At 34.5% G+C, this 26067-nt stretch carries 17 protein-coding genes; 14 read left to right on the top strand and 3 right to left on the bottom strand.

Annotated elements, in window-relative coordinates; all coding sequences use genetic code 11:
- Positions 1-411 precede the first annotated feature (411 nt).
- From BTR25_RS08100 to BTR25_RS27490, 3 genes are all read right to left on the bottom strand, one after another.
- Positions 412-1257 (bottom strand): site-specific integrase, encoded by an 846-nt coding sequence (locus tag BTR25_RS08100; RefSeq protein WP_075687556.1) that lies wholly within the window; start codon positions 1255-1257, stop codon positions 412-414.
- 2 nt (positions 1258-1259) lie between these two features.
- Positions 1260-2039 carry a ParB/RepB/Spo0J family partition protein gene (locus BTR25_RS08095; RefSeq protein ID WP_075687555.1) on the bottom strand — a complete coding sequence of 260 codons (780 nt, stop codon included), beginning with the start codon at positions 2037-2039 and terminating at the stop codon, positions 1260-1262.
- An 878-nt stretch (positions 2040-2917) separates the two neighbouring features.
- Positions 2918-3076: a hypothetical protein gene (locus BTR25_RS27490; protein ID WP_175596729.1), complete on the bottom strand. Its 159-nt coding sequence runs from the start codon at positions 3074-3076 to the stop codon at positions 2918-2920.
- Positions 3077-3702: 626 nt separating this feature from the next.
- Here BTR25_RS27490 and BTR25_RS08080 point away from each other — a divergent pair.
- From BTR25_RS08080 to BTR25_RS08010, 14 genes are all read left to right on the top strand, one after another.
- The gene (locus BTR25_RS08080) at positions 3703-5523 is read left to right on the top strand and encodes a GmrSD restriction endonuclease domain-containing protein (RefSeq protein ID WP_075687552.1); all 1821 of its coding nucleotides are present in this window, start codon (positions 3703-3705) and stop codon (positions 5521-5523) included.
- Between the two features lie 66 nt (positions 5524-5589).
- A complete protein-coding gene (locus BTR25_RS08075) occupies positions 5590-5805 on the top strand; it encodes a hypothetical protein (RefSeq protein WP_075687551.1) in 216 nt (71 codons plus the stop codon).
- Between the two features lie 90 nt (positions 5806-5895).
- Entirely contained in the window at positions 5896-7767 is a 1872-nt protein-coding gene (locus tag BTR25_RS08070; RefSeq protein WP_075687550.1) for an N-6 DNA methylase, read from the top strand.
- Between the two features lie 388 nt (positions 7768-8155).
- Positions 8156-9322 carry a hypothetical protein gene (locus tag BTR25_RS08065; RefSeq protein ID WP_075687549.1) on the top strand — a complete coding sequence of 389 codons (1167 nt, stop codon included), beginning with the start codon at positions 8156-8158 and terminating at the stop codon, positions 9320-9322.
- Complete coding sequence (locus BTR25_RS08060; RefSeq protein ID WP_075687548.1) at positions 9294-11192, top strand: DEAD/DEAH box helicase; 1899 nt, start codon at positions 9294-9296, stop codon at positions 11190-11192. Before BTR25_RS08065 ends, BTR25_RS08060 begins: the two co-directional genes overlap by 29 nt.
- Positions 11192-12091 (top strand): protein NO VEIN domain-containing protein, encoded by a 900-nt coding sequence (locus BTR25_RS08055; RefSeq protein ID WP_075687547.1) that lies wholly within the window; start codon positions 11192-11194, stop codon positions 12089-12091. The genes BTR25_RS08060 and BTR25_RS08055 overlap by 1 nt, the downstream gene beginning before the upstream one ends.
- A gap of 186 nt (positions 12092-12277) precedes the next feature.
- Positions 12278-14698 (top strand): N-6 DNA methylase, encoded by a 2421-nt coding sequence (locus tag BTR25_RS08050; RefSeq protein WP_075687546.1) that lies wholly within the window; start codon positions 12278-12280, stop codon positions 14696-14698.
- Positions 14691-16193, top strand: coding sequence for a type I restriction-modification system subunit M (locus BTR25_RS08045; RefSeq protein ID WP_075687545.1), 1503 nt, complete (start codon positions 14691-14693; stop codon positions 16191-16193). Before BTR25_RS08050 ends, BTR25_RS08045 begins: the two co-directional genes overlap by 8 nt.
- Entirely contained in the window at positions 16168-17352 is a 1185-nt protein-coding gene (locus tag BTR25_RS08040; RefSeq protein WP_075687544.1) for a restriction endonuclease subunit S, read from the top strand. The genes BTR25_RS08045 and BTR25_RS08040 overlap by 26 nt, the downstream gene beginning before the upstream one ends.
- Before the next feature lie 46 nt (positions 17353-17398).
- Complete coding sequence (locus BTR25_RS08035) at positions 17399-20305, top strand: type I restriction endonuclease subunit R (RefSeq protein ID WP_075687543.1); 2907 nt, start codon at positions 17399-17401, stop codon at positions 20303-20305.
- Between the two features lie 592 nt (positions 20306-20897).
- Positions 20898-21224 carry a nucleoside triphosphate pyrophosphohydrolase gene (locus BTR25_RS08025; protein ID WP_075687542.1) on the top strand — a complete coding sequence of 109 codons (327 nt, stop codon included), beginning with the start codon at positions 20898-20900 and terminating at the stop codon, positions 21222-21224.
- Positions 21217-23646 carry a DEAD/DEAH box helicase family protein gene (locus BTR25_RS08020; RefSeq protein WP_075687541.1) on the top strand — a complete coding sequence of 810 codons (2430 nt, stop codon included), beginning with the start codon at positions 21217-21219 and terminating at the stop codon, positions 23644-23646. The genes BTR25_RS08025 and BTR25_RS08020 overlap by 8 nt, the downstream gene beginning before the upstream one ends.
- Before the next feature lie 126 nt (positions 23647-23772).
- Positions 23773-24453: a hypothetical protein gene (locus BTR25_RS08015; protein ID WP_075687540.1), complete on the top strand. Its 681-nt coding sequence runs from the start codon at positions 23773-23775 to the stop codon at positions 24451-24453.
- A gap of 85 nt (positions 24454-24538) precedes the next feature.
- Positions 24539-26029 (top strand): hypothetical protein, encoded by a 1491-nt coding sequence (locus BTR25_RS08010; protein ID WP_075687539.1) that lies wholly within the window; start codon positions 24539-24541, stop codon positions 26027-26029.
- Positions 26030-26067 lie beyond the last annotated feature (38 nt).

The following is a 26067-nucleotide window of genomic DNA, read 5'->3' as shown; positions in this document are numbered from 1 at the left end:
TTCCAAAATGCTTTATAAAAAATTGTGAACCGTTGAACTCAAACTATCGGTTTTTGTTAATTGAACAAGGAGTGCCATTTTTAACAGGATCTTTTTGCTGCGCAGTACAAATCTACTATTCAATAGACTAATGTGATGTTCAACAATTGGCTTGATAATGGTATAACTTGCTCTATTCTTCTACAACTATCGCAGTATAACACAGCAAGAAATGATATTAATCTTTTAGAATATTAATGTTTTTATACAGAACCCCCCTCGTAATAGGAGGGGGAAGTAATATTAATCATTCTCAGAATAAGGAGCTGAACCGAGGTAAATTCGAGTAACATCATCTCGTCCATGACCCAATTGTTCTGCTACTAATTTACGAGATGTTTGGCGTGAAAAACCTTTACCAATAAATTCTCGTTATCTTTCTCGGGCAAAAGAATGGCGGAGGCCATGGTATGTTAGTTTTGATTGTACGATGTAATCATTATTACTATCTAATTGGCCTTGTACCGGGTCATTCTGCTCTGTAAATTTAGAACGATTATTTATTATCCAATTTTGAATACTTTTCTTAGCTTGCATATGATTGTGTCCAGGGGAAACAAAAATCTTTTCATACGAAGTATCTTTTAAAATGTTAGAGATAATCATTTTAGCTTCAGAATTGAGTGAAATATCTCTTAATATTCCGTTTTTAGTATTTCTCAAGGATAAAAATCCTTGAACTAAAGCTTCTTTAAGCTGAGTTCTAGTCAAAGCAGTACATTCTTCTAATCGGACACCACAATTCCCTGCTAGCTTAAGAGACCATACAACATCATTTCGATTCATTAATAGTGCTAGATTAATAGCAGCATTGTACTCTTTTTTATTCCAAGCACGATCTATTTGCTTTTTCGCTCGTTTCTCAACACCTAACTGATCATTTCCAACGGATAGCTGATACCTTGTTTTAGGTATCAGTTTGTGAAGTTTCCTGATTGCTGATAGATCGGTCTTTAATGTTGATATATCTATACCTGCTGCGATAGATTCTTCAATAAAGCTAATAAGATGCTTATCTTGTAAGTTTTTGAAGTTTTGAGCTCGGTATTTAATAGCGAGATGCTTACAAAAAGCCCTTAACCCATTCCTATACCGTTCTGTTCTTCTGTAACCTTGTTGATGATTAGTGTAATTAAATATTGCTACTATCTGATTCCACAGATTATTAAAAAAGGCCAGATCTTTTGCGGTAAGTTTCCAGTTGCGTTTCTGTGACATGTTTAATCCTCCTGTAGTTCGTAGTCCGTTAATAATGTTGTTAATAGTTTAATAAAATCCTGAGCATCATTTTTGCTCTCGGTATCCCTAAATTGATGGCAGTGATCGTCTATTTCCGATAAATACTTCTTGTTTTGCTTTTGAATTTTCTTCTTCAAGTCCAACCATGACAGTGCTTCTTTCACATGAGAATCTTCTTCTATATATTTGACATGATTTTCATTGATTTTAGGGAGATGGGCTAGCTGCTGATGATATTTTTTCTGAGTTTCCAAATCTTTTGTAGCAAGTTCATATCCAGCCCCCATTGTTAACTGATTACACCCCAGTAAATCCTTAAATTCATCACTTAAGTTGGATAATTTTCTATATCGCTCGAATTTTGATTTGGCGATTCCCATAGTGGTGGCTCCATCCCGTATTGTCCCAGTTTGGGACAGCTGATTAGCCTGTTCAATCAAACGTAGAATGTTCTTCTCAGTCCCACGTCGCAAGGAATTATCTGCAATCATAAATTGTACTAGTTCAGATGAACTGCCTTGAACTATTTTGCAAGAGACAGCGGGATAATTTAAGTCTTTTGCAATTCTTAATCTATTATGACCGCATAATAGAATTGACTCATCTGATATCATTAATGGTTGTAAAATCCCGTGAACTCTTATATTTTCTTTAAGTTCATTGTATAAGTGATCATTTAGTGGAGAGAAAAGCGAAAAGTTGTCCTTATGCTCGCTAATTTCCTCAACGGGTACTTCTATTACTTCATTTTTTATTTGCATTATTTTTCAGCTCCAGTTCCAATTTTCTAAAAAAGGGCATACTTAACCCACTGACAAAATGACTGATTTCATGTCTAACTCATGGTATATACCTTGGAAACTCCTTGATAAATTAGTAATCTATGAAATCTATCTCAGTCTATATATTTGTAAGTAATTAAGTACGAATGTCGACACCCGCAAATGCAAGTGGTTGATTTTTATCATCTTCCATCGACGTAGCAAATCAAATATGAACCCGAATAAACAGGTGACTAATGTCTCTGCTAAGTGCATGATTGTATCGTTTAGTGCACCACTCAATAAAACGATCCCTGCTTTTTTTTAACCGCCCAAGGAAGCGATCGGCTCTCGAATTTAAATGGCTGCCTGCAATTCCATTAACCTTACTATCCGTCAATCTATTTAAGGTCTTCATAGATTATGGATCCGATGTATAACAAAGAGGATGACTTGTCTTATCATCCTCTTAACTCCCAGAAAATATGGTTATTAGCTAAACTCTCTTTTTCAAAAAACAAAAACGGCCTGTATAAGGACATAGGTAAACACACTCAGTTCGTTGAGTACGTTACACTAGTCTTTACACAGGCCTATATGGCTGATTATCGACTTTTAAGATTATATCTTACTATCATGCATTTGCATTTTTGGCATGGTTAGCCTTGGTTTACATACAGGAACTTGTCCAGTTTTACTGCATAGCAGCAACGATACATCCTATCGTATGATAGAAATGACAATAAAAGATTAAAAGAAATGAATATACTTAAATTATATACAATACCTGACCTTAATGATAATGGTAATATACGGTATAAAGTGATGAATATAGTCTAAATTACGAGCTTATCCTACGAATTAATTATCAAATAAAATTAAATTCTTGGTTCTTCATTTTCGTCATAGAAGGTTTCAAAATGAGTTAGTATGGTATGGAATAATCTCTTTTCAAATTCTTCATTTACTGTATAGATGCTTACAAGAAGGCTTACTTTATCAATTAAAGCTTCTTTACTTATATTTCTATCAATCATATATTCTACATCCTCATATAGTTTGGGATATTCCGCCTCAATAATCCTAGAGAGATTTTTAAACACTACGTTTTTACTTCTCTTATCAAGATCATCTCTAAATTTCGGGAATATGTTCCTTTTATTGTCGTGTTTCAAAATGCTTCACCTTCTTAGTTGTTATTTAGAGTTAGCAAACTCTATAAAAGGAGATTAATTGAAAGTTAGGGAGGTGTCGAATTGGTCAAGGGGTAGGATTTTGTAATTTGGCTAAGGAACAAAGACAATAACAGGAAGCTTTCCAGAAATGGGCATTCAGATGTTTGATGTAAAAAATATCCACAAATAATATTTTCCGTTATAATATAGTTAGCAGTGAAGGCGTTCACTGTGGGATATAGGTAGTATCCACCCGATTCACTCTTCCACAGGCGGTCGTCGGGTGGATATTTTTTTATTTTGAGTTAATTTATGTATTTCTGATTATCATTTTTTTGGTGGCTAGGTAGTCTTAACATTACATATGACTGTTCTAGTTATTAGTTTGGTTACAATTGAATAAAAACATGAGTTATGCAAAGATAGATTATGACAGCTAATCCACAAATGAAGCTTGATAAACAAAAATGTTATAGAGGAGGATTTTCATGGGGAGCACGTTTAAATCCAATGATACGCCAGTTTCTGAAATATTACGTTCTATTGAAAAAGGTATAATCCAATTACCTGATTTCCAACGAGGTTGGGTTTGGGATGATAATCGAATTAAAGCTCTAATAGCGAGTATCTCAAATTCATATCCAGTTGGAGCATTAATGTTCTTAGAATATAGTGAGGGCGGAAATGTTCGTTTTAAATATCGTCCTTTTACAGGTGCAACTGCTATACATAATCCTGAAGTATTAGTTCTTGATGGACAACAAAGAATGACATCAATCTTTAATGCATTGTTCTCTAGACAGGCGGTATTGACGAGAACAGATAAAAATAAAGAAATAAAACGATTTTATTATTTGGACATTGAACGTTGCTTAAATAGTACAACTGATCGAGTCGATGCAATTATCTCAGTACCTGAGGATAAGATTGTTCGTTCAAATTTCGGAAGAGACATCGAGCTTGATTTAAGTACTAGAGAAAATGAATGTAAAAACAATATGTTCCCTCTAAATATTGTGTATGATCCTATTGAAGCTCAAATGTGGATGAATGAATATCAAAAACACTACAATTACGATCCTATTATTTTAGCAAAGTATGCACAATTTTTTGCGGAAATATTGGTACCTATTCAAAGTTATAAAGTTCCGGTTATCACTTTGAGTAAAGATACCCCTAAGGAGGCAGTTTGCCAAGTATTTGAAAATGTGAATACGGGTGGTGTCTCGTTGACTGTTTTCGAGTTAATAACAGCAACCTTTGCTGCAGATAATTTTGAATTAAGAAAAGACTGGGAGAAACGATTTAAGAAATTAATCGAAAAGTCTGCCTTATCAGTTTCAAACCAAAAAGAAGCAATATTGTCAGTAGTGTCATCAACGGACTTTTTAACTGCTATAACATTACTGCATAGATTTTACATTAAAATAAATGGTGGAGAAGCCATCAGCTGTAAGAAAAAAGATGTATTAAAACTTTCTTTATCTGAGTATCAGCAATATTCGGATGTACTGACAGAAGGTTTTATTCAAGCAGCCAGCTTTTTAAAAGAACAGAGAATATTTTCAGCAAGAGATTTACCATATAGTACACAGTTAATACCTATGGCTGTTATATTCTCAATTTTAAAAACAAGAGCACAAGATAGTACCATAAAAGAAAAAATCTCAACTTGGTATTGGTGTGGAGTATTCGGTGAAATGTATGGTGGTGCTAATGAAACTAGGTATGCTAATGATGTAGGTGGAATGATAGATTGGATTAATGGTGGAAATGAACCAGATACTGTACAAAGAGCGTATTTCCAACCTACGAGATTATTATCACTACAAACCAGATTAAGTGCGGCGTATAAGGGTGTTATGGCATTAATTCTAAAAGAAGGATGTCTAGATTTTATTAGTGGCAGTGCAATGGATTTTACAGTTTATTTAGATGAAAATACAGATATTCATCATATATTCCCTCGAGCTTATTGTGAAGCGAAGCAATTTAATAAAAACAAATGGAACTCAATCGTAAATAAAACGCCATTATTCGCAAGAACAAATCGTATCATAGGTGGAAATGCACCAAGTGAATATCTTATAAAAATTGAAAAAAGCAATCATGTAGATCGTTTAAATCTGGATCATTATATTAAAACTCATAAAATTGACGTAAATGATTTGAGAAACGATAACTTTGATGAATTCTTTATAAAGCGTGCTAAATCATTATTAGGATTGATTAGCGAAGCAATGTCAAAACCAATTTCTAATTTAAATGGAGAAGATATAATAGCTGGTTTTGGTGGAACGTTGGATTAATGGAGGACTAATATATAGATGTTACTTGATTTCATCAAGCTATAAATAGGGGATAACAGTATACAAATGACTACAAGGATGGCTGAAGTTTCATTTATTAAAGGAAACTTATGTTATCAGGTATTAATCTTAAGAATCCAATTGTACTTTGAAGCCTGTGCCATTAGAGAACGGGGAACAGGCTCTTTTTTATTACATTTTAAAGCTGAATTTATAACAACAACACATTTAGTAACATTATTACTAAATGTGTTGTTGACATATTACTTAGTTGAGTTATAATCTAATTAAGTATTTAATAGCTTTTTTACAAACGATTTAAATTAGTAATTAAGTTACTAAGTTGATAGTAATTATAAACGAGGTGTTTTTATGAGTTTAGACAATTTATTCTGGAACTTCAATGATTTAAATAGGAATGTTTTGAGTCCTACTGAAATGAGAAAGGTAAATGCTACATTATCTGCTTTAAAATTATTGTGTAGTAAACGAGAAAAGTTTAATTTACCAGCTTCTTGCAGTATTGAACATATTTTGAGAAGTCAGAATGATGTTAATGATGCATTAATTTTTACGTTAAAAACTATTGAAGAACATGTTGATATTTTAAGAGATGTATTTGAGCAATATGAGGCCTTTAGAAAAATCAATAGTAATGTTTTGCTGAAATTTCTATTTGAACTTGAAAGTGTGCAAATTAAAGATGAGGAATGGTCATCGATATCTGACTTCTTATTTGACTTCAATGAGAATTTTCGAACTCCCAACACTGTTAATGATCTTGGTGTTCAAATTTTAAATATAAGAGGTGGAGAACTATATGATGGTACATTAGGCATCGGGGGTTCACTTGTGTGCGCATACCGAGTTGCGAAAAGTAAAGGTTTAGACCTCCATCTATATGGCCAAGAAATAAGCAAGGAAACATGGTCGTTAGCTAAATTAAATTTGCTTATAAATGATGTTGATAATGTAGAGGTTGAATTAGGTGATACACTGCTTAACCCTCAGTTTACTAATGGGAATTCACTTAAGAAATTTGATTATGTATATATGAACTACCCATTTGGAATGAAATTAAGTAGACATGAATTTCTAGAATATGATTCATACAATAGGTTTGTTTATGGACCAGTGCAAAAGAGTAGCGGGGACTCTGCGTTTATCCAGCATGCTTTAGCTTCTTTAAATAATGAAGGAAGAGGCGTACTAGTTGTTACGAATGGTGTACTATTTAGGGCTACAGAACAAACGCTTCGAAGAAATTTATTATCAGCAGATTTAATTGAAGCGGTAATTGCACTCCCAGAGAATTTATTTGGGTATACAGCAATTCAAACAAACCTTCTGGTAATTAATAAGAATAAACCACAACAACGTAAAAATAAGGTTCTATTTATTAATGCAGTTAATGAATTTGGAGAAGAAAGAAAAAAGCGAGTTCTAAAGGATCAAAATATAAAGAAAATTAGTGAAGCCTACCTAAAAGGTACCGAACATGAGAAGTTTAGTAAGTTTGTAAATCTACCCGAAATTGATAATTCGAATTTATTATGTAGTCGCTATGTAGAAGATGATGAAGTTATAACAGATGAGTTTGGAAAAGTGACAGTTTATCGAGAACAACTTGAAAATCTTCCTAATTTACAAACTTTAGGGAATATAGCTAAAATCTATAGAGGGATTAATCTTACACCTAAGCAAATTGAAGAAGGAGAAGGACCTTACAAAATAATAAATTTAAGTGACGTTGAAAATGGGGTTGTTCTTGCTGATGAGATTATTCCTTGTAATATTAATATACAAAAAGGCTTAGATTCTTATGTCGTAGAAGAGGGAGATATTATTATATCTAGTCGAGGAGCAAATATAAAAGTTGCTATAGTTCCTAATCATGCTGGAACACTAATACTATCCCAAAATTTCCTTGGTATCCGTGTTGGTAAGGAAACAGATTCACATTATTTAAAAGCCTTTTTTGAGAGCCCAGTTGGACAGTTTTTACTTACTGGGATTCAATCTGGAACTAGTATTAAAAACATCAATGCAAAGGATCTCAATGAAATAAAAATTCCTTTTCATACTATAGAAGAACAAAAAAAGATTGGGGAAAAGTACCGGATGTCTGAGTATAAATACTTAGAAATACTGAAAAAAGCTAAAGAAGAACAATTAGAAACATTATTAGAGATATATCAAAATATGGGTATAAATCAATCAATGAATTTAARTAGAGCAAAATAAAAAGTTATAATTTTGTTGATAAAGGGATTATAGGAGGCTTCGAAAAATAGAGGCCTCTACTCGTTCATTTGTAAATAATAATTTTATTATTKAATTGACAGCCGACTTAGTAATTGGTATACTAAGTTAAAGAAATACAGTGCATATACTTAAATGAAGAGAAGCAAAGGAAAAAGCTATATTTTTTTACGGCACGAAATTTAGTAATCTATATACTAAATTATAGATAAAGTTTTACTAATAATTTTGTAATATTGTTAAATACAATGCATACAATTAAATGAAGAGAAGCAAGGGAAAAAGCAATATTTTTATACGGCTTATAACTTAGTAACAAAAATACTAAGTTGTTAGTATATAAAATTAAATGGAAAAGGTGGAATGTATTATGTTAACAACTATTAATTATGAGCGTCAGGATGAGATATCACGTTATATTTCAGAAAACGAAAATGCATTTGTTGGAACTGAATCACATCTTATACTGGGTAAGATTCAGGAACTTCCTAAATATGARGTTCCAGTGGAGATGCTTTATTTTAATGAAACCAACGGTCGAATATTTACTGCTAAGCAAATGATGGAATCAAAATTAGGATTTATTTTAGATAGTAAAAATCCAGCCCACGAAAAGTATTTTATAGAAATGTTATTACCTAATGAAGCTGATACTACTCGTTTAATGAATAATATGAAAGAACTAGGGCAACATCTAGCTGGTTTAATTATGCCTGACGGTAAACTAATTAATGGCAATAGGCGTTTTGCAACGAAGAAAAAGTTGAATCAAAGAACAATGATTGTGTCAATTCTTCCATCAACACTTACAAGGAAAGAACTATTTGAAATAGAATTTGGTTTACAGGTAGCAGATGATTTTAAGAAAGAATACACAGGAATTGACCGACTTTTTATGATTAGAAAAGGTTTAGAAGTAGGCAAAACAGTTAATGAAATGAAACGTGATTTTGGTGTGAGCGCTGCGGAAATACGAGATGCGGAAATTACTATTGAAAAAATTGATATGTTTTTAGAACACTGCGGACGCGAAGGACAATATAGTGCAGTTTCAAATATGTTAGAGCATTTTAAGGATTTTGTGAAAGAACTAAATAAAATCGAAAAGATTGATGAAGATACTTTTGAAGTTGAGCAAGTTTTTTGTAACTTAATGGAGTTAAATCTAGATAAAAAGGAGAATGTGGTTGCGCATAGAGATATTCGTGATACTTTGTATTATGCTGCATTTGATGAAAGAGTAAAAGAGGCATTGACACGAAATCTTGATAATGAAGATGCTACAGAAGAAGATATTGTAACAGATCTGTCAATAGCAAAATCTCTAGCTATGGCTCGAAAAGATAATGACAATATATTAAAAACAACCTATAAACTAATTAGCCAGATTAAGGGGGTAAATGTGAAAAATTCAACGTTTGACTTTGAAGAGAATGGTTACGAAAAATTAATTCAAGCATTAGACCAGTTAAAATATGCTACAAAAACATTTGTTGCGGAGGTGCAATATGAAGCTAATGACCGACTTAATGATTAATGTAATAGACGATTTGCTATACCTGGATGCTTCTAACCATCTAGGTATAACAAAAGGGGTATTTGGTAGTATGTTTAGGAATGCTGGTTTAATCCTTAATAAAGAAAAACAAATATATCACGCAGATATGAATTTATTAAAAAAAGAAAAACTTATAACCCTAAAAGAACGGCTCTATTCAAGAGGCTACAATTTACAATGTGAAAATGACTTATTAATTGAGGCAGAGCAAGCCCAAAGAAATATAGTAGATGATATAAGTCGAATAGATACAGGAAAAGAAATAAAGCAGAATCCTACGTTAACAAAATTAAATTTACCTTTCTTCACTCGAAAGTTAAAGGATTTTCAGGAAAATGTAGTAAAACACAATATAGCCGTAAAACATTGTGCAAACTTTTCTTGTCCAGGTTCAGGTAAAACAACAATGATATATGCCACTTTTTCACATTGGAAGTATGTAGAGAAATCCGTAAATAAGCTTCTAGTAATTTGCCCCATTAATGCTTTTGAAGCGTGGGAGACAGAGTACAAAGGTTGCTTCGGTTACTTCCCAAAAGTGGTCCGATTAAATGGGGCAAATAGACATTATGGCTATAAACATCATAGTAAATTTGAGTTATTTACCATTAATCATTCAACATTATGTAATGATATAGACAAGGTTATTAGACTATTAAAGAATGATAACTTCATGGTTGTGATTGACGAGAGCCACTATGTTAAAAGCTTTTCAGGGGAAGCAGCCTGGGCTAATGCTGTTTTAAAGATTTCCGAGTATGCAAAGGTTAGATTAATTGCTAGTGGTACTCCTGCACCAAATAACGAAAAGGATTTTTGGAGCCAATACACCTTTTTATTTAGTGGAGAACATATTCTTGGAAATAGAAAAAGATTTCAGGAAGAACTTAATAACGATGCAAGAAAGAGAGAGATGATGAGTGTCGTTAATGCGTTAAGTCACAGAGTTACAAAAGATGATTTAGGTTTACCACCTTATAAAATTAATAAAGTAATAGTTGATATGGAACAGGTACAGAAAAAAATCTACGATATGGTCGCAGGAGAATTATGTGAGGAAGTCCTTTTAATGAGTCACAGTGAGGCCCAAATTTATTTGGAGTGGAGAAAAGCAAAAATGATTCGTTTAAGGCAGATATCCTCAAACCCAGCTTTATTAAAAAATAATGTAACTGAGTATATAGGCAAGGAATTTAAGAATAATGGAGTTTCGCTCACTAATTATATTGAAAATTATTATGATTATGAGTTGTCTTCAAAAGTAACTAAGGCTATTGAAATTGCTAATAGACTATTAAAAGAAGGTAAACGTGTGTTAATTTGGAGCGAATTTGTAAAAAACATTATTGACCTAGATAAGTACTTTACAAATGCTGGTGTTAAGTCTTTCAAAGTATATGGTGATATACCTAAAGAGGCTACAGACGAAGTTGGTGATCAATTAACACGTGAAGGTCAGATTGCAAGCTTTAAAGAAACAAAGGCTAGTGTATTAATTGCTAACCCGCAAACAATGGCCGAAGCAATATCGTTACATCGAGAATGCCATGCAGCTATTTATTTAGATAGAAGTTTTAATTGTGCCCACTGGATGCAATCGAAAGATAGAATTCATCGTGTAGGACTTCCGAAAGATATATTAACTGAATATTACATTATCGAAAACGAAGGTACCATTGACGAAGTCATTGATAAGCGTCTTAATTTAAAGGAGGCGAAAATGAATCAAATATTAAATAGCGAAGTCCCAGTAGCAACTGGTGAATTTAATGGTAAAGATTTTGACGAAGATGATGACTTTGAATCAGTATTACAACATATCCAAAAGAGTAGAGGGGTTGTTGTCTAATGAAGATATTTAAGGAGATCAACTGGGGATTACAAGAAGTTAGGAGGTATAAATCTAAATATGGCTCAGATATTCGTGAGCCATATTTAGATAAAGTTCTTAAAGATAGCTTAATCTTTAGTAATAACAATATAATTTCTAATATGTTGAAGTATCATTTTATAATTATTGATAATGGTAAGGTGGCCTTAACAGAGACTGGAGAACAGATGACCAAATATACCAATGATAAATATGAGTTATCAGATAAGCAAAAAGGTCTTGTTACTGGTATTTATATCCAAGTTAATACCAATCTAGCAAAGCAGTGGTTTTCTTTATTTGTGAATACAGAAAAGTGTATTGAGAGAAGTACTATCGAAAAGTCAATGCTACAATATACAGAAGATATGATTAGCCTTGAAATTGCTATACAGGAAAATGATTTAATCTTTATTAATAAGGATTACTATCAACTAGTTGATTTGCACATAAGGAAGGGTATTACTGAAGCTGAATTATTTACTATACTTGAGAATAATAAAAAGCTAGGCGATTTAGCAGAACAGATAGCTTTGGGATACGAAAAGAATAGATTTAATCAAATGTGTGAAAATTTATTAGCAGAAAAAGTCCAATTAATTTCAAAATCAAATGTAAGTGCTGGATATGATATTATATCTTTCAAAGATACTAAATCACAAACTCATGATGCGTTTATAGAAGTGAAATACTTTAATAACAACCATTTTTATCTGAGTCAAAATGAATATAAGACTGCAGAATTACTAAAGGAAGATTATTATCTTTATCTTGTTAATACGGATTCAAAGGCAATTAAAATAATTAGGGACCCATTTAAAAATTTAGAGAATTTAGCTAAATCAATAGAAGTAGTATGTACAAAATATACATTATGATGGCTAGGAACCCAAAAACTCATTTTTGGTTCCTAGTCTTTTTTTAATAGATGTCTTTTATTTATACTAATAAGTATGGGAGTATTAAACTTCCAAGGCTTGGAATCCAATAGAGTAAAAATACGTGATATAATTAAACTGATTATAAGTAAAAGGGATTTATAAGAAGTAGATGGGGTGTAATTTATGTTAGGAGCAATAATTGGCGATATTGTTGGATCGCGGTTTGAATGGAACAATAATAAAACAAAAGAGTTTGATTTTTTAACATACAAATGCTTTGTGACTGACGATAGCATTATGTCTTTAGCGATTGCTAAAGCTATTCTTGACTGTAAAGGTGATTATCATAACTTAAACGAACTTGCCGTGTCTTGTATGCAAGAAATTGGACGTCCATACCCCGATTCCGGGTATGGTGGAATGTTTAACGAATGGATGTATTCTGATAATCCTCAACCGTATAATAGCTTTGGTAATGGAGCAGCCATGCGTGTAAGCGCATGTGGTTTTGCTGCCTCGACGTTAGAAGAAGCAAAACAACTATCTAAGAAGGTAACCGAAGTCACTCACAATCACGCAGAAGGAATGAAAGGAGCAGAAGCTACCACTGTTGCGATCTTTCTTGCGAAAACTGGAAATAACATACTTGAGATCAGAGACTTTATTAATGATCATTACTACCCAATGAATTTTACCCTAGATGGTATTCGTGAATCATATGAGTTTAATGAAACTTGTCAAGACACCGTACCTCAAGCGATTATGGCATTTCTTGAGTCTATTAGTTTTGAGGATGCTATTCGCAATGCTATTTCTATCGGTGGCGACAGTGATACACTAGCAGCCATAACAGGTGGAGTAGCAGAGGCTTACTATGGCATTCCTACAGATATTCGGAAACATGCACTCACTTTCCTTGACGAGCGTTTAATGAAAATTCTAATAGACTTTGAAAATGTATATGCTCCAAAGATAGAGACAATAAATGGAGACAAGTCAGTCGCCATCAAAAAACCTAAAAATGGTAAAAAGGTAAACACCGGAAGTAGAGAAGAAATGATCGCCTCAGCTGTTGATGTGGCTGATGACGATTTGAACATGAGTTTTGCTAAGAATGATAAGACATCAAGCCAAACATTATTCTCCCACCTTTATGAGTGCTGCAATATCCTTCGTGGCCCTATTAACCAAGATGAATATAAAAGCTATGTAACACCCATTTTGTTCTTTAAACGGTTATCAGATGTTTATGATGAAGAAACGGCAAAAGCACTTGAGGAATCTGGTGGAGATGAAGAATATGCTTCTTTCCCAGAAAACCATAGTTTTATTATTCCAGACGGTTGTCATTGGAACGACGTACGTGAACAATCTGAAAATGTTGGAAAAGGAATTGTAGACGCAATGGTTGGCATTGAACGTGCCAACCCAGACACGCTCTTTGGTGTGTTTTCTAGTTTTGACGATGCGAATTGGACTGATAAGAACAAATTATCAGATGAACGCTTGAAAGACCTTATTGAACATATGTCCAAAATCAAAGTTGGCAATAACAATTATTCATCCGATGTGATGGGTGATAGCTATGAATACTTAATTAAAAAGTTTGCAGACCTTTCAAAGAAGAACGCTGGTGAATTCTATACACCTCGTTCGGTTGTTAAACTAATGGTTAAAATTCTCGATCCGCAACCAGGGGAGTCCGTATATGACCCAGCCTGTGGTACTGGTGGAATGTTAATCGAAGCCATTCGTAATATGAATAATGATAGAAGAGCTTATGGTAAAATCTACGGCCAGGAAAAGAATCTTGCTACTTCCGCCATTGCAAGAATGAACTTGTTTTTGCACGGGGCTCGTGATTTTAAAGTAAAACAAGGGGATACCCTACGCTCTCCAGTATTCCTTCATCGTGGTGGACTACAAACTTTTGATTGTGTAATAGCTAATCCACCTTTTTCTTTGAAAAAATGGGGAGCAGATCAATTTGCTTCAGATGTATATGGAAGGAACCTATGGGGGAGTCCAACAGATTCCAGTGCCGACTTCGCGTGGCTGCAGCACATGGTTACATCTATGGATAAAAACAATGGTCGATGTGCAGTTGTGCTACCACAGGGTGTACTGTTCCATGGAGGAAGAGAAGGGGAAATACGGAAGCAACTGATTGAATCAGACAAATTAGAGTGCGTCATTTCTCTTGTCAGTGGAGTATTTTATAGTACAGGTGTGTCAGCTTGTATTTTAATACTAAATAACAATAAGCCTTCAGAACATAAAGCTAAGGTTTGTTTTATCGATGCTTCGAATATCTATACAGCACAGCGGGCACAAAACATTATGACAGAAAGAAATGTTGAGGAAGTATTTGAACTTTATCAAAATTATGAAGATGTATTGGAAAAGGTAAAAATAGCTACTATTGAAGATATTAGGGTAAAAGACTATTCACTTTCAGTTAATAGTTTTATCGAAAAAGCTCTACAGGAAACTATCTCTCCTAAAGAAGTGAAAAATGCATTCTTATTAGCGTTAGATGAAGCAATCGAGGCAGAAGAGAAATTTAAAAGATTGTTAGTGGAAGGAGGATATATCAGTGAGTAATCGGATTACACTTGATGAACTGAAATCATATCTATGGAAATCTGCAGTCCTTCTTCGTACACATATTGATGCAGGATCATATAAACAATATATTTTTCCTCTTATGTTTTTTAAGCGAATTTGTGATGTTTATGATGAAGAATGTTCAGAGATTTTGAAAGAATATGACGGGGATGAAGAAGCCCTAGAATGGGAAGAAAACCATCGATTCATTGTTCCAAAAGGATCCCACTGGAAAGATGTCCGCTCTGTATCTGAAAATGTTGGAGTTGCAATTGTCAATGCCTTTCGTGCAATTGAAAAAGCAAATGTTGAAAAATTACATGGTGTCTTTGGTGATGGTGCTTGGACTAATAAAAACCGTCTGCCCGATGAATTGCTGAAAGATCTAATTGAGCATTTTTCTTCCAAAACGCTTTCTATGGAAAACTGTCCTGAAGATGAACTGGGACAAGGCTACGAATATTTGATTAAAAAGTTTGCGGATGATAGTGGCCATACAGCTCAAGAATTCTATACGAATCGAACAGTAGTACATCTAATGACAGAGTTGCTTAAACCACAATCTGGTGAAAGTATTTATGATCCGACATGTGGTAGTGCAGGAATGCTTATATCATCAATTTCTTATTTGAAACAAAAGGGGCTTGAATGGAGAAATGTAAAGGTCTATGGGCAGGAAATAAATGCACTGACATCTGCTATTGGTCGAATGAACCTATTCCTTCATGGAGTAAAAGATTTTAACATTGTAAATGATGATACATTAAAGGATCCTGCGTTTGTCGAAAATGGTCAACTGATGCAATTTGATTTGGTTCTTGCTAATCCGCCTTACTCCATTAAACAGTGGGATCGGGAAGCTTTTTCGGCGGATAAGTATGGACGTAATTTCCTAGGAACGCCACCACAGGGCCGTGCTGACTATGCGTTTTTTCAGCATATATTAAAAAGTCTCAATCATGAAACTGGTAGATGTGCGATTTTATTCCCTCATGGTGTTTTATCTCGTAATGATGAAAAGGATATGCGAGAAATGCTTGTAAAACAGGACCTAGTTGAATGTGTTATTGGGATTGGTAAGAGTTTGTTCTTTAACTCTCCAATGGAAGCCTGTATTGTTATTTGTCGTATGAATAAAGTACCTTCACGTAGAGGGAAAGTATTATTTATTAATGCAAAAAATGAGGTTACCCGAAAAAATGCAGAAAGCTATCTTGAAGAGGAACATATTCAAAAAATAGCTGAAACATACCGTGATTTTTCTGAAATGGAAGGTTTTTCAGCAATAGGTACAGTAGAACAGATTTTATTAAATAATTCTTCATTAGGCATACCGATGTATATAGCAAATTCTACAATTTTGAGTGAAGACTTTGAGGGTACAATTACTGACAATATCAGTGAATGGATGATAAGTTCACACTTATATAAAGATAGTTATTCGAAGTTGAGGGAGTACATTGGAAATGAAACAGGTGAGAAAAATGAATAAGGTGCTTTTAGGAGAAGTTGTTAAAAGAGTTAAGGATAAGGTAGACAAAAATAATACAGATTTAGAGTATTACATCGGTGGAGAACATTTCGATAATGGTGAAGTTAATATTCTCAAAAAAGGAAGGATTCAAGGAAGCACAATTGGACCCGCATTTCATATGCGCTTTAAGCCTGGCCATGTTTTATTGATGTCAAGAAACCCCCATTTACGTAAAGCGGGTGTTGTTAACTTTGAAGGTATTTGTTCAGACGTTAGCTATGTTTGTGAAACTAAGGATGAATCGATTTTAAAACAAAGTTTTTTACCTTTTCTTTTTCAAACTGATCATTTTTGGGGCTTTGCGGAAGCAAACAAAAAAGGCTCAACTAACTTTTTCTTAAACTGGTCGGATTTTGAGAGATATGAATTTAACTTACCAGATATCAAAGAACAGGACAAGTTAGCTGAACTCTTATGGGCAGCAACAGGAACTAAGGAAGCATATAAGAAGTTACTAAAATTAACTGATGATCTTGTTAAGGCCCAATTTGTAGAGATGTTTGGCAATCCTATAACAAACCCACACAAGTGGGAAATGGTAGAGTTGTCACATTGTTTAAATGACATTGAAAGTGGAAAAAGCCTTAGATGTGACAACCATAGTAGAATTAACAATAACCCCGCAGTGTTAAAACTGAGTGCAGTTACTTATGGAGTGTTTAATCCAGATGAAAACAAAGCCTTACCAGAAGAAAATTTATTTTCCGAAAAAGTTGAAGTTAAAAATGGAGATTTATTATTTACACGAAAAAACACATATGATTTAGTAGGAATGTGTGCATATGTTTACGATACACCACCGAGATTAATGATGCCAGATTTGATATTTCGCTTAAATACGAAAGATATTTGTAATAGGATTTTTCTATGTCAACTAATTAATCATGATTTGTTTCGAAATAATATTAAAGAACTAGCGAGTGGTACTGCTGGCTCTATGCCAAACATTTCTAAAAAGCGTTTATTGAAATTAAGGATTCCATTACCACCGTTAGATAAACAAAAGCAATTTGCCTCCTTTGTAAATCAAAGTAATGAGTCAAAAATTCAATTACACCAAACTATCTCTAACCTTGAAAGTACAATTAAATCTCTTTTGCAAGAACATGTTGGTTAAAGGTATCTTATAACCCTTTATATAAATCTATCTCGGAGGTGAAAACATGTTTACTGAACACGATTTCGAAAAGATGCTAGTTGAAAAAATATGTAACAATGGTTGGAAATACATTCCTGCTGAAGATCTTCCGCGCCAACATTCTGATGTAATGGTTGAGCCTATGGTCCGGGAGGCACTTATTCGGCTCAATCCTGAAATTTCTGAGGATCCAACGCGCGCTGATGAGGTGATCTATAAGCTGCGTACGGTCATTCTATCTGTGCAACCACATAACTTAGTTACCCAAAATGAGTTATTCAAAAAGTTAGTTTTTGAAGAAAATTCATATCCATTTGGTAAAGATGGAAGAATGGTCCCAATCCGTTTCTTTGGTACGCTTACAAAAGAAAATATGGCTCTTAATGAATATGTTGTCACCAATCAATGGGTCTTCCCCAAGGAAGATGGCGGGAAGAGACTGGATATTGTATTGCTTATTAACGGGTTCCCAATTGCTATCGGTGAGCTGAAAACACCTACTAGAGGTGCTATCACATGGATGGACGGGGCTGGGGATATTTCTGCCTATGAGAAAAGTATTCCCCAAATGTTTGTGACAAATGTTTTTAATTTTGCCTCCGAAGGAAAGCATTATCGTTACGGTTCTGTTTGCATGCCGATCAATTTATGGGGCCCATGGCATACTGCTGAAAATAAGGCTGAAGGCACACTTGCTGATGTTGAACGCAGTATTCTATCCATGATTAAACCGGAAATCATCATGGATGTTTTCCAATTCTTTACGATATTTGCTACGGACAAGAAGTATCGGAAATATAAAATCATTTGTCGCTATCAGCAATTTGAAGGGGCAAATCTAATTGTTGAACGTGTGAAAGCAGGCTACCCAAAAAAGGGTCTTATTTGGCACTTCCAAGGGAGTGGGAAATCACTTCTTATGGTATTTGCGGCACAAAAACTTCGTATGATTCCAGAACTGAAAAATCCTACTGTTGCTATTGTGGATGATCGAATTGACCTTGAAACTCAAATTACTGCTACCTTCAATGCTTCTGATATCCCCAATTTAGCGAGTGCAAGTAGCAAAGAAGATCTGGTTAGCTTTTTCAAAGGGGATATGAGAAAAATCCTCATCACCACTATATTTAAGTTTGGTGAAGTGGATGGTGTTCTTAATCAGAGAGATAACATTATTTTAATGGTAGACGAGGCTCACCGAACACAAGAGGGCAATTTGGGAGAAAAAATGCGTATGGCATTACCGAATGCATTTTTCTTTGGCTTAACTGGTACGCCGATTAACCGTATTGACAAGAATACCTTCTACACATTTGGAGCAGAAGAGGATAAATCCGGCTATATGAGTCGATATTCATTCTCTGATTCAATTAGGGATAATGCAACTCTACCATTACATTTTGAAGCGGTCCCAGTCGATTTACACATTAATCAAGAGGTGGTTAATTTAGCTTTTGATGAATTGACAAAAAACCTGACAGAACAGGAAAAAAGTGAACTCGCTCGTCGTGTTAAGATTGAAGCAGTCATGAAATCACCAGACAGGATTAAGAAAGTCTGTAAACATATTGCCAAACATTTTAAAGAAAAAATTGAACCTAGCGGATTTAAAGGACAAGTTGTTTGTTACGATCGTGAATGCTGTTTGTTGTATAAGAAAGAGCTTGATAAATTACTAGGTGAAGAAGCAACAACAATTGTCATGGATACAAATAATGACAAAGAAGATAAATACAAAGCATTTCGCCGAGATCGTGATGCAGAAGCGAAACTTCTCGACACCTTTCGAGAAAAAGATAGTCCGCTTAAACTTGTAATCGTTACGTCTAAACTTTTAACGGGTTTTGACGCACCTATTTTACAAGCCATGTATCTAGATAAACCTATGAAAGATCATACACTTTTACAAGCAATATGCCGTACTAATCGCATATATGGTTCTGATAAGACACATGGACTCATTGTTGACTATATTGGCATATTTGACAATGTTGCAAATGCTCTTGATTTTGATGAGAAAAGTGTTCAAAAGGTCATTACAAATATTGATGACGTCAAAAATGAATTACCGAAACTTATGAAAAAGTGTCTTCAATATTTTTATGGAGTTGATCGAACGGTTGAAGGATGGGAGGGGCTTGTTGCAGCACAAGAATGCCTTCCTACAAACAAAGAAAAGGACCAGTTTGGAGCAGATTATCGGGTACTCAATCGGGCATGGGATGCACTTTCTCCAGATCAGTTTTTAGTTCCATATAAATACGATTATTTATGGCTCACCAAAGTTTATGAATCGGTAAAACCAACAAATGGTACAGGTGCACTCATTTGGGCAGCTCTTGGTTCAAAAACAATCGAATTGGTACATGAAAATGTAAGTGTATATAAGGTTCATGATGACTTAGACATTTTGCGTCTGGATGCGGATATTATAGATGAATTTCTTGAAGGGCGCAAGGATCCGAACAAAGCGGCTAAGAGAATTGAAATTAATCTTGTTGCCCGAATTCAAGAACATGGAAAAGACCCAAAATTCATTAAATTAGGCGAAAGACTCGAAGAAATAAGAGAAAGACATGAGCAAGGCTTAATTACTAGCGTTGAGTTCTTAAAAAGACTTCTTGAACTTGCAAAGGATGCGGCAGAAGCAGAAAAAGAAACTGTGCCCGAAGAAGAAGTTGATAAAGGGAAAGCAGCCCTTACAGAACTATTTAATAGTGTGAAGAATAGGAATACTCCTATTATCGTTGAAAGAATCGTAAATGACATCGAAGATATTGTGAAAATTGTACGTTTCCCAGATTGGCAAAGTACAACAACCGGTAAGCAAGAAGTTAAGAAAGCTTTGCGTAGTGTAATATGGGTGAAATACAAGATTAAGGATAAAGAATTGTTCGATAAATCATATAGTTATGTAGAGATGTACTATTAATAATTAGAATAACTTTACAATGATTAAACATCCAATCATTTTACACAAATTTTACACATTAACCCCATAAAAGCTTACTATATAAGCTTTTATGGGAACTATTCGACCCCGACCACCGGTATCGAAGTAGTTTGAAGAAATAAAAAAGAACTAGTAAGTGTTCAGTTTAATTAGCTGGGCACTTTTTTTTTGAGGAGATTTATTTGAAATCAATGATAAACCTATAAATGGAATGTTGTATAATTATATTATAAGATAAAGAGCTAGAGGGTGTTGATAGGTTTAATGTGGAAAGTTACTAAGTAAAGTGATTCTAAAAGATATATAATTGCTTGGAGCTGCTAAACCACCCTATGAAAGTAATAACTCAGTACTTATGGAGGGCATCGTAAAAGCAAGATCTACGGAACAATGAATTGTCCAGCTGCGATTCGTGTAATAAATAAATGTGATAAGTATAATACCGAGTGTTTTTTGCAGATGAGGAAACTGCTATCACTGCAGGATTCAGACCATTTGTTGTATGTCTCCCTGAAAAGTATGTGATGTAGGAAAATCAAAAAGATAATACTAAAAAAGGAGCTGTAATTTTATGCCAGTATATAACAAACTTGTTCGAGACAGAATTCCAGAAGTTATTGAAAACACAGGTAAGAAATTTTCAACACGACTACTAGAGAATGAAGAATACATAAAAGAACTAAAAAACAAAAGCTTTGAAGAACTTAATGAGTACATAAATACAAACAATGATAAAGATGCCATTGAAGAACTGGCCGACCTGTTAGAAATAATCCACGAACTGGCCGAGTACCATGGTTCCTCTATCGAAGAAGTCGAAAAAGTTCGCCAACAAAAAGTAGAAAAGCGTGGTGGCTTTAAGGACAAAATCTTCTTAATTGAGGTTGAGGATGAATAAGGTTCAGTTAATTACCAAAGAGTTAGGCGGACATTTAATAGTGAAGATAGAAGGGGCAGTAACTGTCTGTATTCTGTCTTCTTTTGTCATGAAATCTGGGGTAAGTTACCTGAAAACAGCCTTAAAGCAAGCGGCTCTAAATGGGGCAGATATCAAGATTTGCACTGGTGACTATTTGTATATCACGCAGCCTGAGGCTCTAGATGAGTTACTAGCTATTCATGATAAGATTGAAGTACGAATTTGGAAAAGCAATGGAACTTCTTTTCACCCAAAGGCTTATATATTCCAGTCCACAGAACATGATGTACTGTATATCGGATCGTCTAACCTCTCTAGATCAGCCTTATATCATGGTGTTGAATGGAATGTAGCGGTTAGTGATGTGAAAGAAGTATTTGACGAAGCACAAGCCGAGTTTTTGAAACTCTTTTATGCTGAACAAACGGTTCCCTTAAATAAAGAAACACTGGAAGAATACAAGGTGAATTACGATAAGTATCATCAGAATCATCCTAATTTCGCAAAAAAATGGAGCGAGCTAGAAGAACTAGAATTGATGCTTCCTTCTAAAAAAGAAGACCCTAAACCAGCTGAGATAATCATTGACCCACCAGTGGACTATGGGATTATCCAACCAAGATTTGCTCAAATTGAGGCCCTTGAGGAGTTAAACAAAACCGTAGAAGAAGAGTACAATAAGGCATTGGTTGTAATGGCTACCGGGTTAGGTAAAACCTATTTGGCGGGCTTTTTCTCTATGAATTTTAGTAAGATTCTCTTTATTGCTCACCGGGAAGAGATACTCTATCAGGCAAAAGAGTCATTTAAGAAAATTATGCCTGATAAACAGTATGGTATTTATAATGGAAAACACAAGGAAAGTAACGCTGATGCCATCTTTGCTTCAATCTACACCTTAAGTATGAAAACCCATCTAGAACAGTTTCATCCGGATGAGTTTGATCTTATTATCATTGACGAATTCCATCATGCTGCTGCTGACTCTTACCAAAGGTCATTAGATTATTTTAAACCAAAGTTTCTACTAGGGATCACAGCAACACCAGATCGGAACGACAACAAAGATGTGTATGCCATTTGTGATGGCAACGTTGCTTTCAGACTTGACTTCTTAGATGCCATTGAACGGAAGTGGCTGGCACCTTTTAAATATTTTGGGGTTTATGATGATACGGATTATTCTCAGATTACCTGGTTAGGCAATCGCTATGACGAAGAGGAATTGCTGCAGGCACAATTAAGAGACGGCTTGGCCCTTAAGATTCTTCGTGCTTGGGAAGAGAAAAGACAGACCCGAACATTAGCCTTTTGCTCATCGATCCGACAGGCAAATTTCCTATCCCATTACTTTAATCAGCATGGATATCAAACGGTCAGTCTGCACTCACAGCAGGTAGATGTCAGTAGAAGCCAGGCAATCGCACAGCTGCAAAAGGGTGAAATCGATGTGATTTTTACGGTTGACCTATTTAACGAAGGTGTCGATATTCCGGCTATAGATACACTATTGTTTGTTCGTCCGACGGAATCCTTAACAGTTTTCACACAGCAAATCGGCAGGGGGCTTCGATTACACCCTGGTAAAGAAGCCTGTGTGATTATCGACTTAATCGGAAACTACCGTAATGCTGACATTAAGCTAAGTTTATTTGATACCAATCCAAGTGAGGGGAAGCCGCGGAACCATCTACCATCGGTGCCACAGTACTGTGAACTAGATTTAGATATTAATGTCATCAACCTTTTACAAGAAATGATGCGTAAGCGGCAACCTCGGAAAGAAAAGCTATATAATGATTATTTTGAACTCAAACGTGAACTAGGCAGAAGACCTACGTATTTGGAATTGCACCTAAAAGGAGCCTCAGACTCACCTCAATATAGACAAGAATTCCAATCCTATTTTGGTTTCTTAAAATGGGCCGAGGAGTTATCAGAGACAGAAGCTGAGGTCTATAGTCGATACGGAAATTGGTTTGCAGAGGTTGAAAGAACGGGCATGACAAAGAGTTATAAAATGGTTGTACTGCTTGTTATGCTAAAGCGTGGAAAGGCAAAATGGTATGAACCGATCACATCAAAGGAAACAGCACCATTTTTCCATCACTACCTAATGGAAAAAGAACATAGAAAACGGATTGATTTCTCTGATAAAGGTGCCAAGAAATTGTGGGATTATGATGAAAAGGGAGTTAGCAAACTGATTGTCAATATGCCAATGACGAAGTGGAGTGGCAGCTCAAAAGGGTTAATCTCCTATGAAAATGATGTGTTTCGATTAAACTTTGATGTTGTTGGGGAAGATGAAGAAATTCTTTATCATTGGACAAAAGAAATATGTGAATATCGCCTTCATTATCATTTTGAGAGGAAGGGCAAACAAACCATTATCCATTAATACGGATAATGGTTTTTACTATCCGCAAGAATGTATCATAACTATAGATATTCAGAGTATGTTCACCATTTGGGGAATAATAAGCATCATATTAAGATCATAATAACATTTTATTTGGGAGGAATTATGAAACAAAGTAAATACTCGATCTCGGAATATTGGAAGTCAAAAATTAGTCAGAATGAGCGTTTTTGGAGTGGATTATTTGAAAATCAACCGATTCATCAAGATTCAGTTATCATCAGTCCAGTAATATTAAATTCTTATAGCAATCAAGATGAAGTTGCTTGGGCAGTTTATCCAAATTCACAAAGTGTCCTCGGTTTTATTAAGTTTATTTATTTACCTACAGCTTATATTGGTTTAATTAAACAGGATCTGAATAGCAGATATTATTTTCAAGAGGATTTAGGTCTGATATTGGCAGAATACAAAGAAGAATATCCTGATAAGATCGATTTGCTCTCAAAAATGGAATCGTATTTCTACGACTTGGATAACATCTGGGACAATAGTAACAATGTATGCCTGGAGAAGTTAAAGGAATGGACCATTCGGTTTAACGAGAGTTGGAACGAATTGAGTGGTGTTTCTCTAACTTTTAATGTATTCGGATCACCGAAAGAAGCAGCAAATTTCATCGTTGCCACATATGAAGAAGATTTAGGAATTGAGTCATTAGTAGATGATATTGGATTGACTAAAGAAGAATTTCTAAAGGTGGCTGATGATGATATTTTTCATAATGAGTTTTTGAATAGGAAATTTACTGACATATTAACCAACAGATTGAATGTTACCTTTTAAGAAGGATTGTAACTCACATAGAAATTAATTTTCAAAAGTTTATGAATAATGTTAGAAAAGTTTTGGAAGAAATGGAGTATTTCAGATGTCAAAAAACAAAAAGAAGAAAAGCAATCACAAGCAGCAGGAAGCAGCGCCTTCAGTATCAAAAGTGGCAAAGCGGTACATTAAAAATAATATTATTGGAGATTATGGTCTTTACTCATTTGGAACCTGTCCCTCATGCAAAAAAGGAAATGCACAATTAATTGCTGATGCAGAAAATGTTCCTATTGTTCTTTTTATTGAAAACCTGTATCAAGTAAACTCTTTTGATTATATAGATTGTGAAATTTGTGAAACACGATATTTTCCTAAGTTTATGCAGGTTCGAAATATGGATACACAAGAAGTGATATTAAATGATCCTTTAAAAAATATCGGTAAGAAACAAGAAGTTTTTCCTTCTAATGATCCAACCGATTCGATGTTAAATAATCTCATCGAAAATCAAGAGTTTTTCAACACTTTTATTGATATTTGTCTTGAGTATTATGACAGTATTATTAAAGAGTTAAAAAATGATGAAATAAAGGCTGCACTTGAAAGGATGAAACCCGATGCCATCTTACCAAGTAATGCAAGTTTATTAAGAAAATATGTAAAGAACTTTATTCTGGAACAGGATGAAAAGGTTCAATTTCTACAACAGGTATGCCAGGAGTTTTTATTAGAGCTGTTTAGAAGGAACCCTGTTAGTGGTTGGGTGACAAATAGTTTCATTAGTGAGTATGGTTTTCATCGTTTATTTATTGCGCTTGCCTATGCACCTCTTCCACTGGAATTAGAGATACACCGATATCGAGCCCTTCGTCAGTTGCAAGAAACTAACGCGAAACCTTTTGATAAGTTGGCTGGCACTCTTCCTCATATTCCTGTTGTTTTATCCATGATGAGCGAACAGGAGTATTGGAGCAGCACAGCGACCAAGTTTGAACAGGAAAATGAACAATTAAAGGCACGTCTAAAAGAATTAGAAAGTAAGTTAGGTACCGCTTATGATCAAATTGAAAGAAACAAGCAAATCACTGAAAGATCTGAGAGAAGCTTAGAAGATATCCAAAAAATAAAAGAATTAAAAGGATTTATTAATGAGTTAAAAGAAGAGCTCGATCGTTTATACAGTATCGTTGAGAAAGAAGAGGTCCATGATGCAATAGAGGAAGAAGTCCAAGTGATTGAGGATAAACCGGAAACAGACTTTAATCCAAACTCACTATCCATGCTTCAAGACAAGACTGTTGCCCTCATCGGGGGAGTTCGAACAAAAGAACATCAAAGTAAAATTGATTCCATTACTATTCTCGCACATGACGGTAGGAAGCTCGATCCCACCTATCATCAAACCATTCAGCAGGCAGATATAATCATTCTTATTACAACCTACTGTAGTCATGAGACTATGTGGCTGACGAAGGCAACCGCTTTGGCTAACGATAAAGTTATATTATTTGAAAAAAACATCAATGTTCCCTTGCTATTACAGAAAGCAAACGAATTTTTAATGAAGAAAGAAAATGTCATTTCAAAAGATTAGTTCGCACAAAATTCTTTAGATTAAATTGGAGCGTACAA

The organism is Bacillus sp. MRMR6 (genome assembly GCF_001940785.1).
Lineage (GTDB): Bacteria > Bacillota > Bacilli > Bacillales > Cytobacillaceae > Neobacillus.
This window is presented reverse-complemented; position numbering and strand designations above follow the sequence as displayed.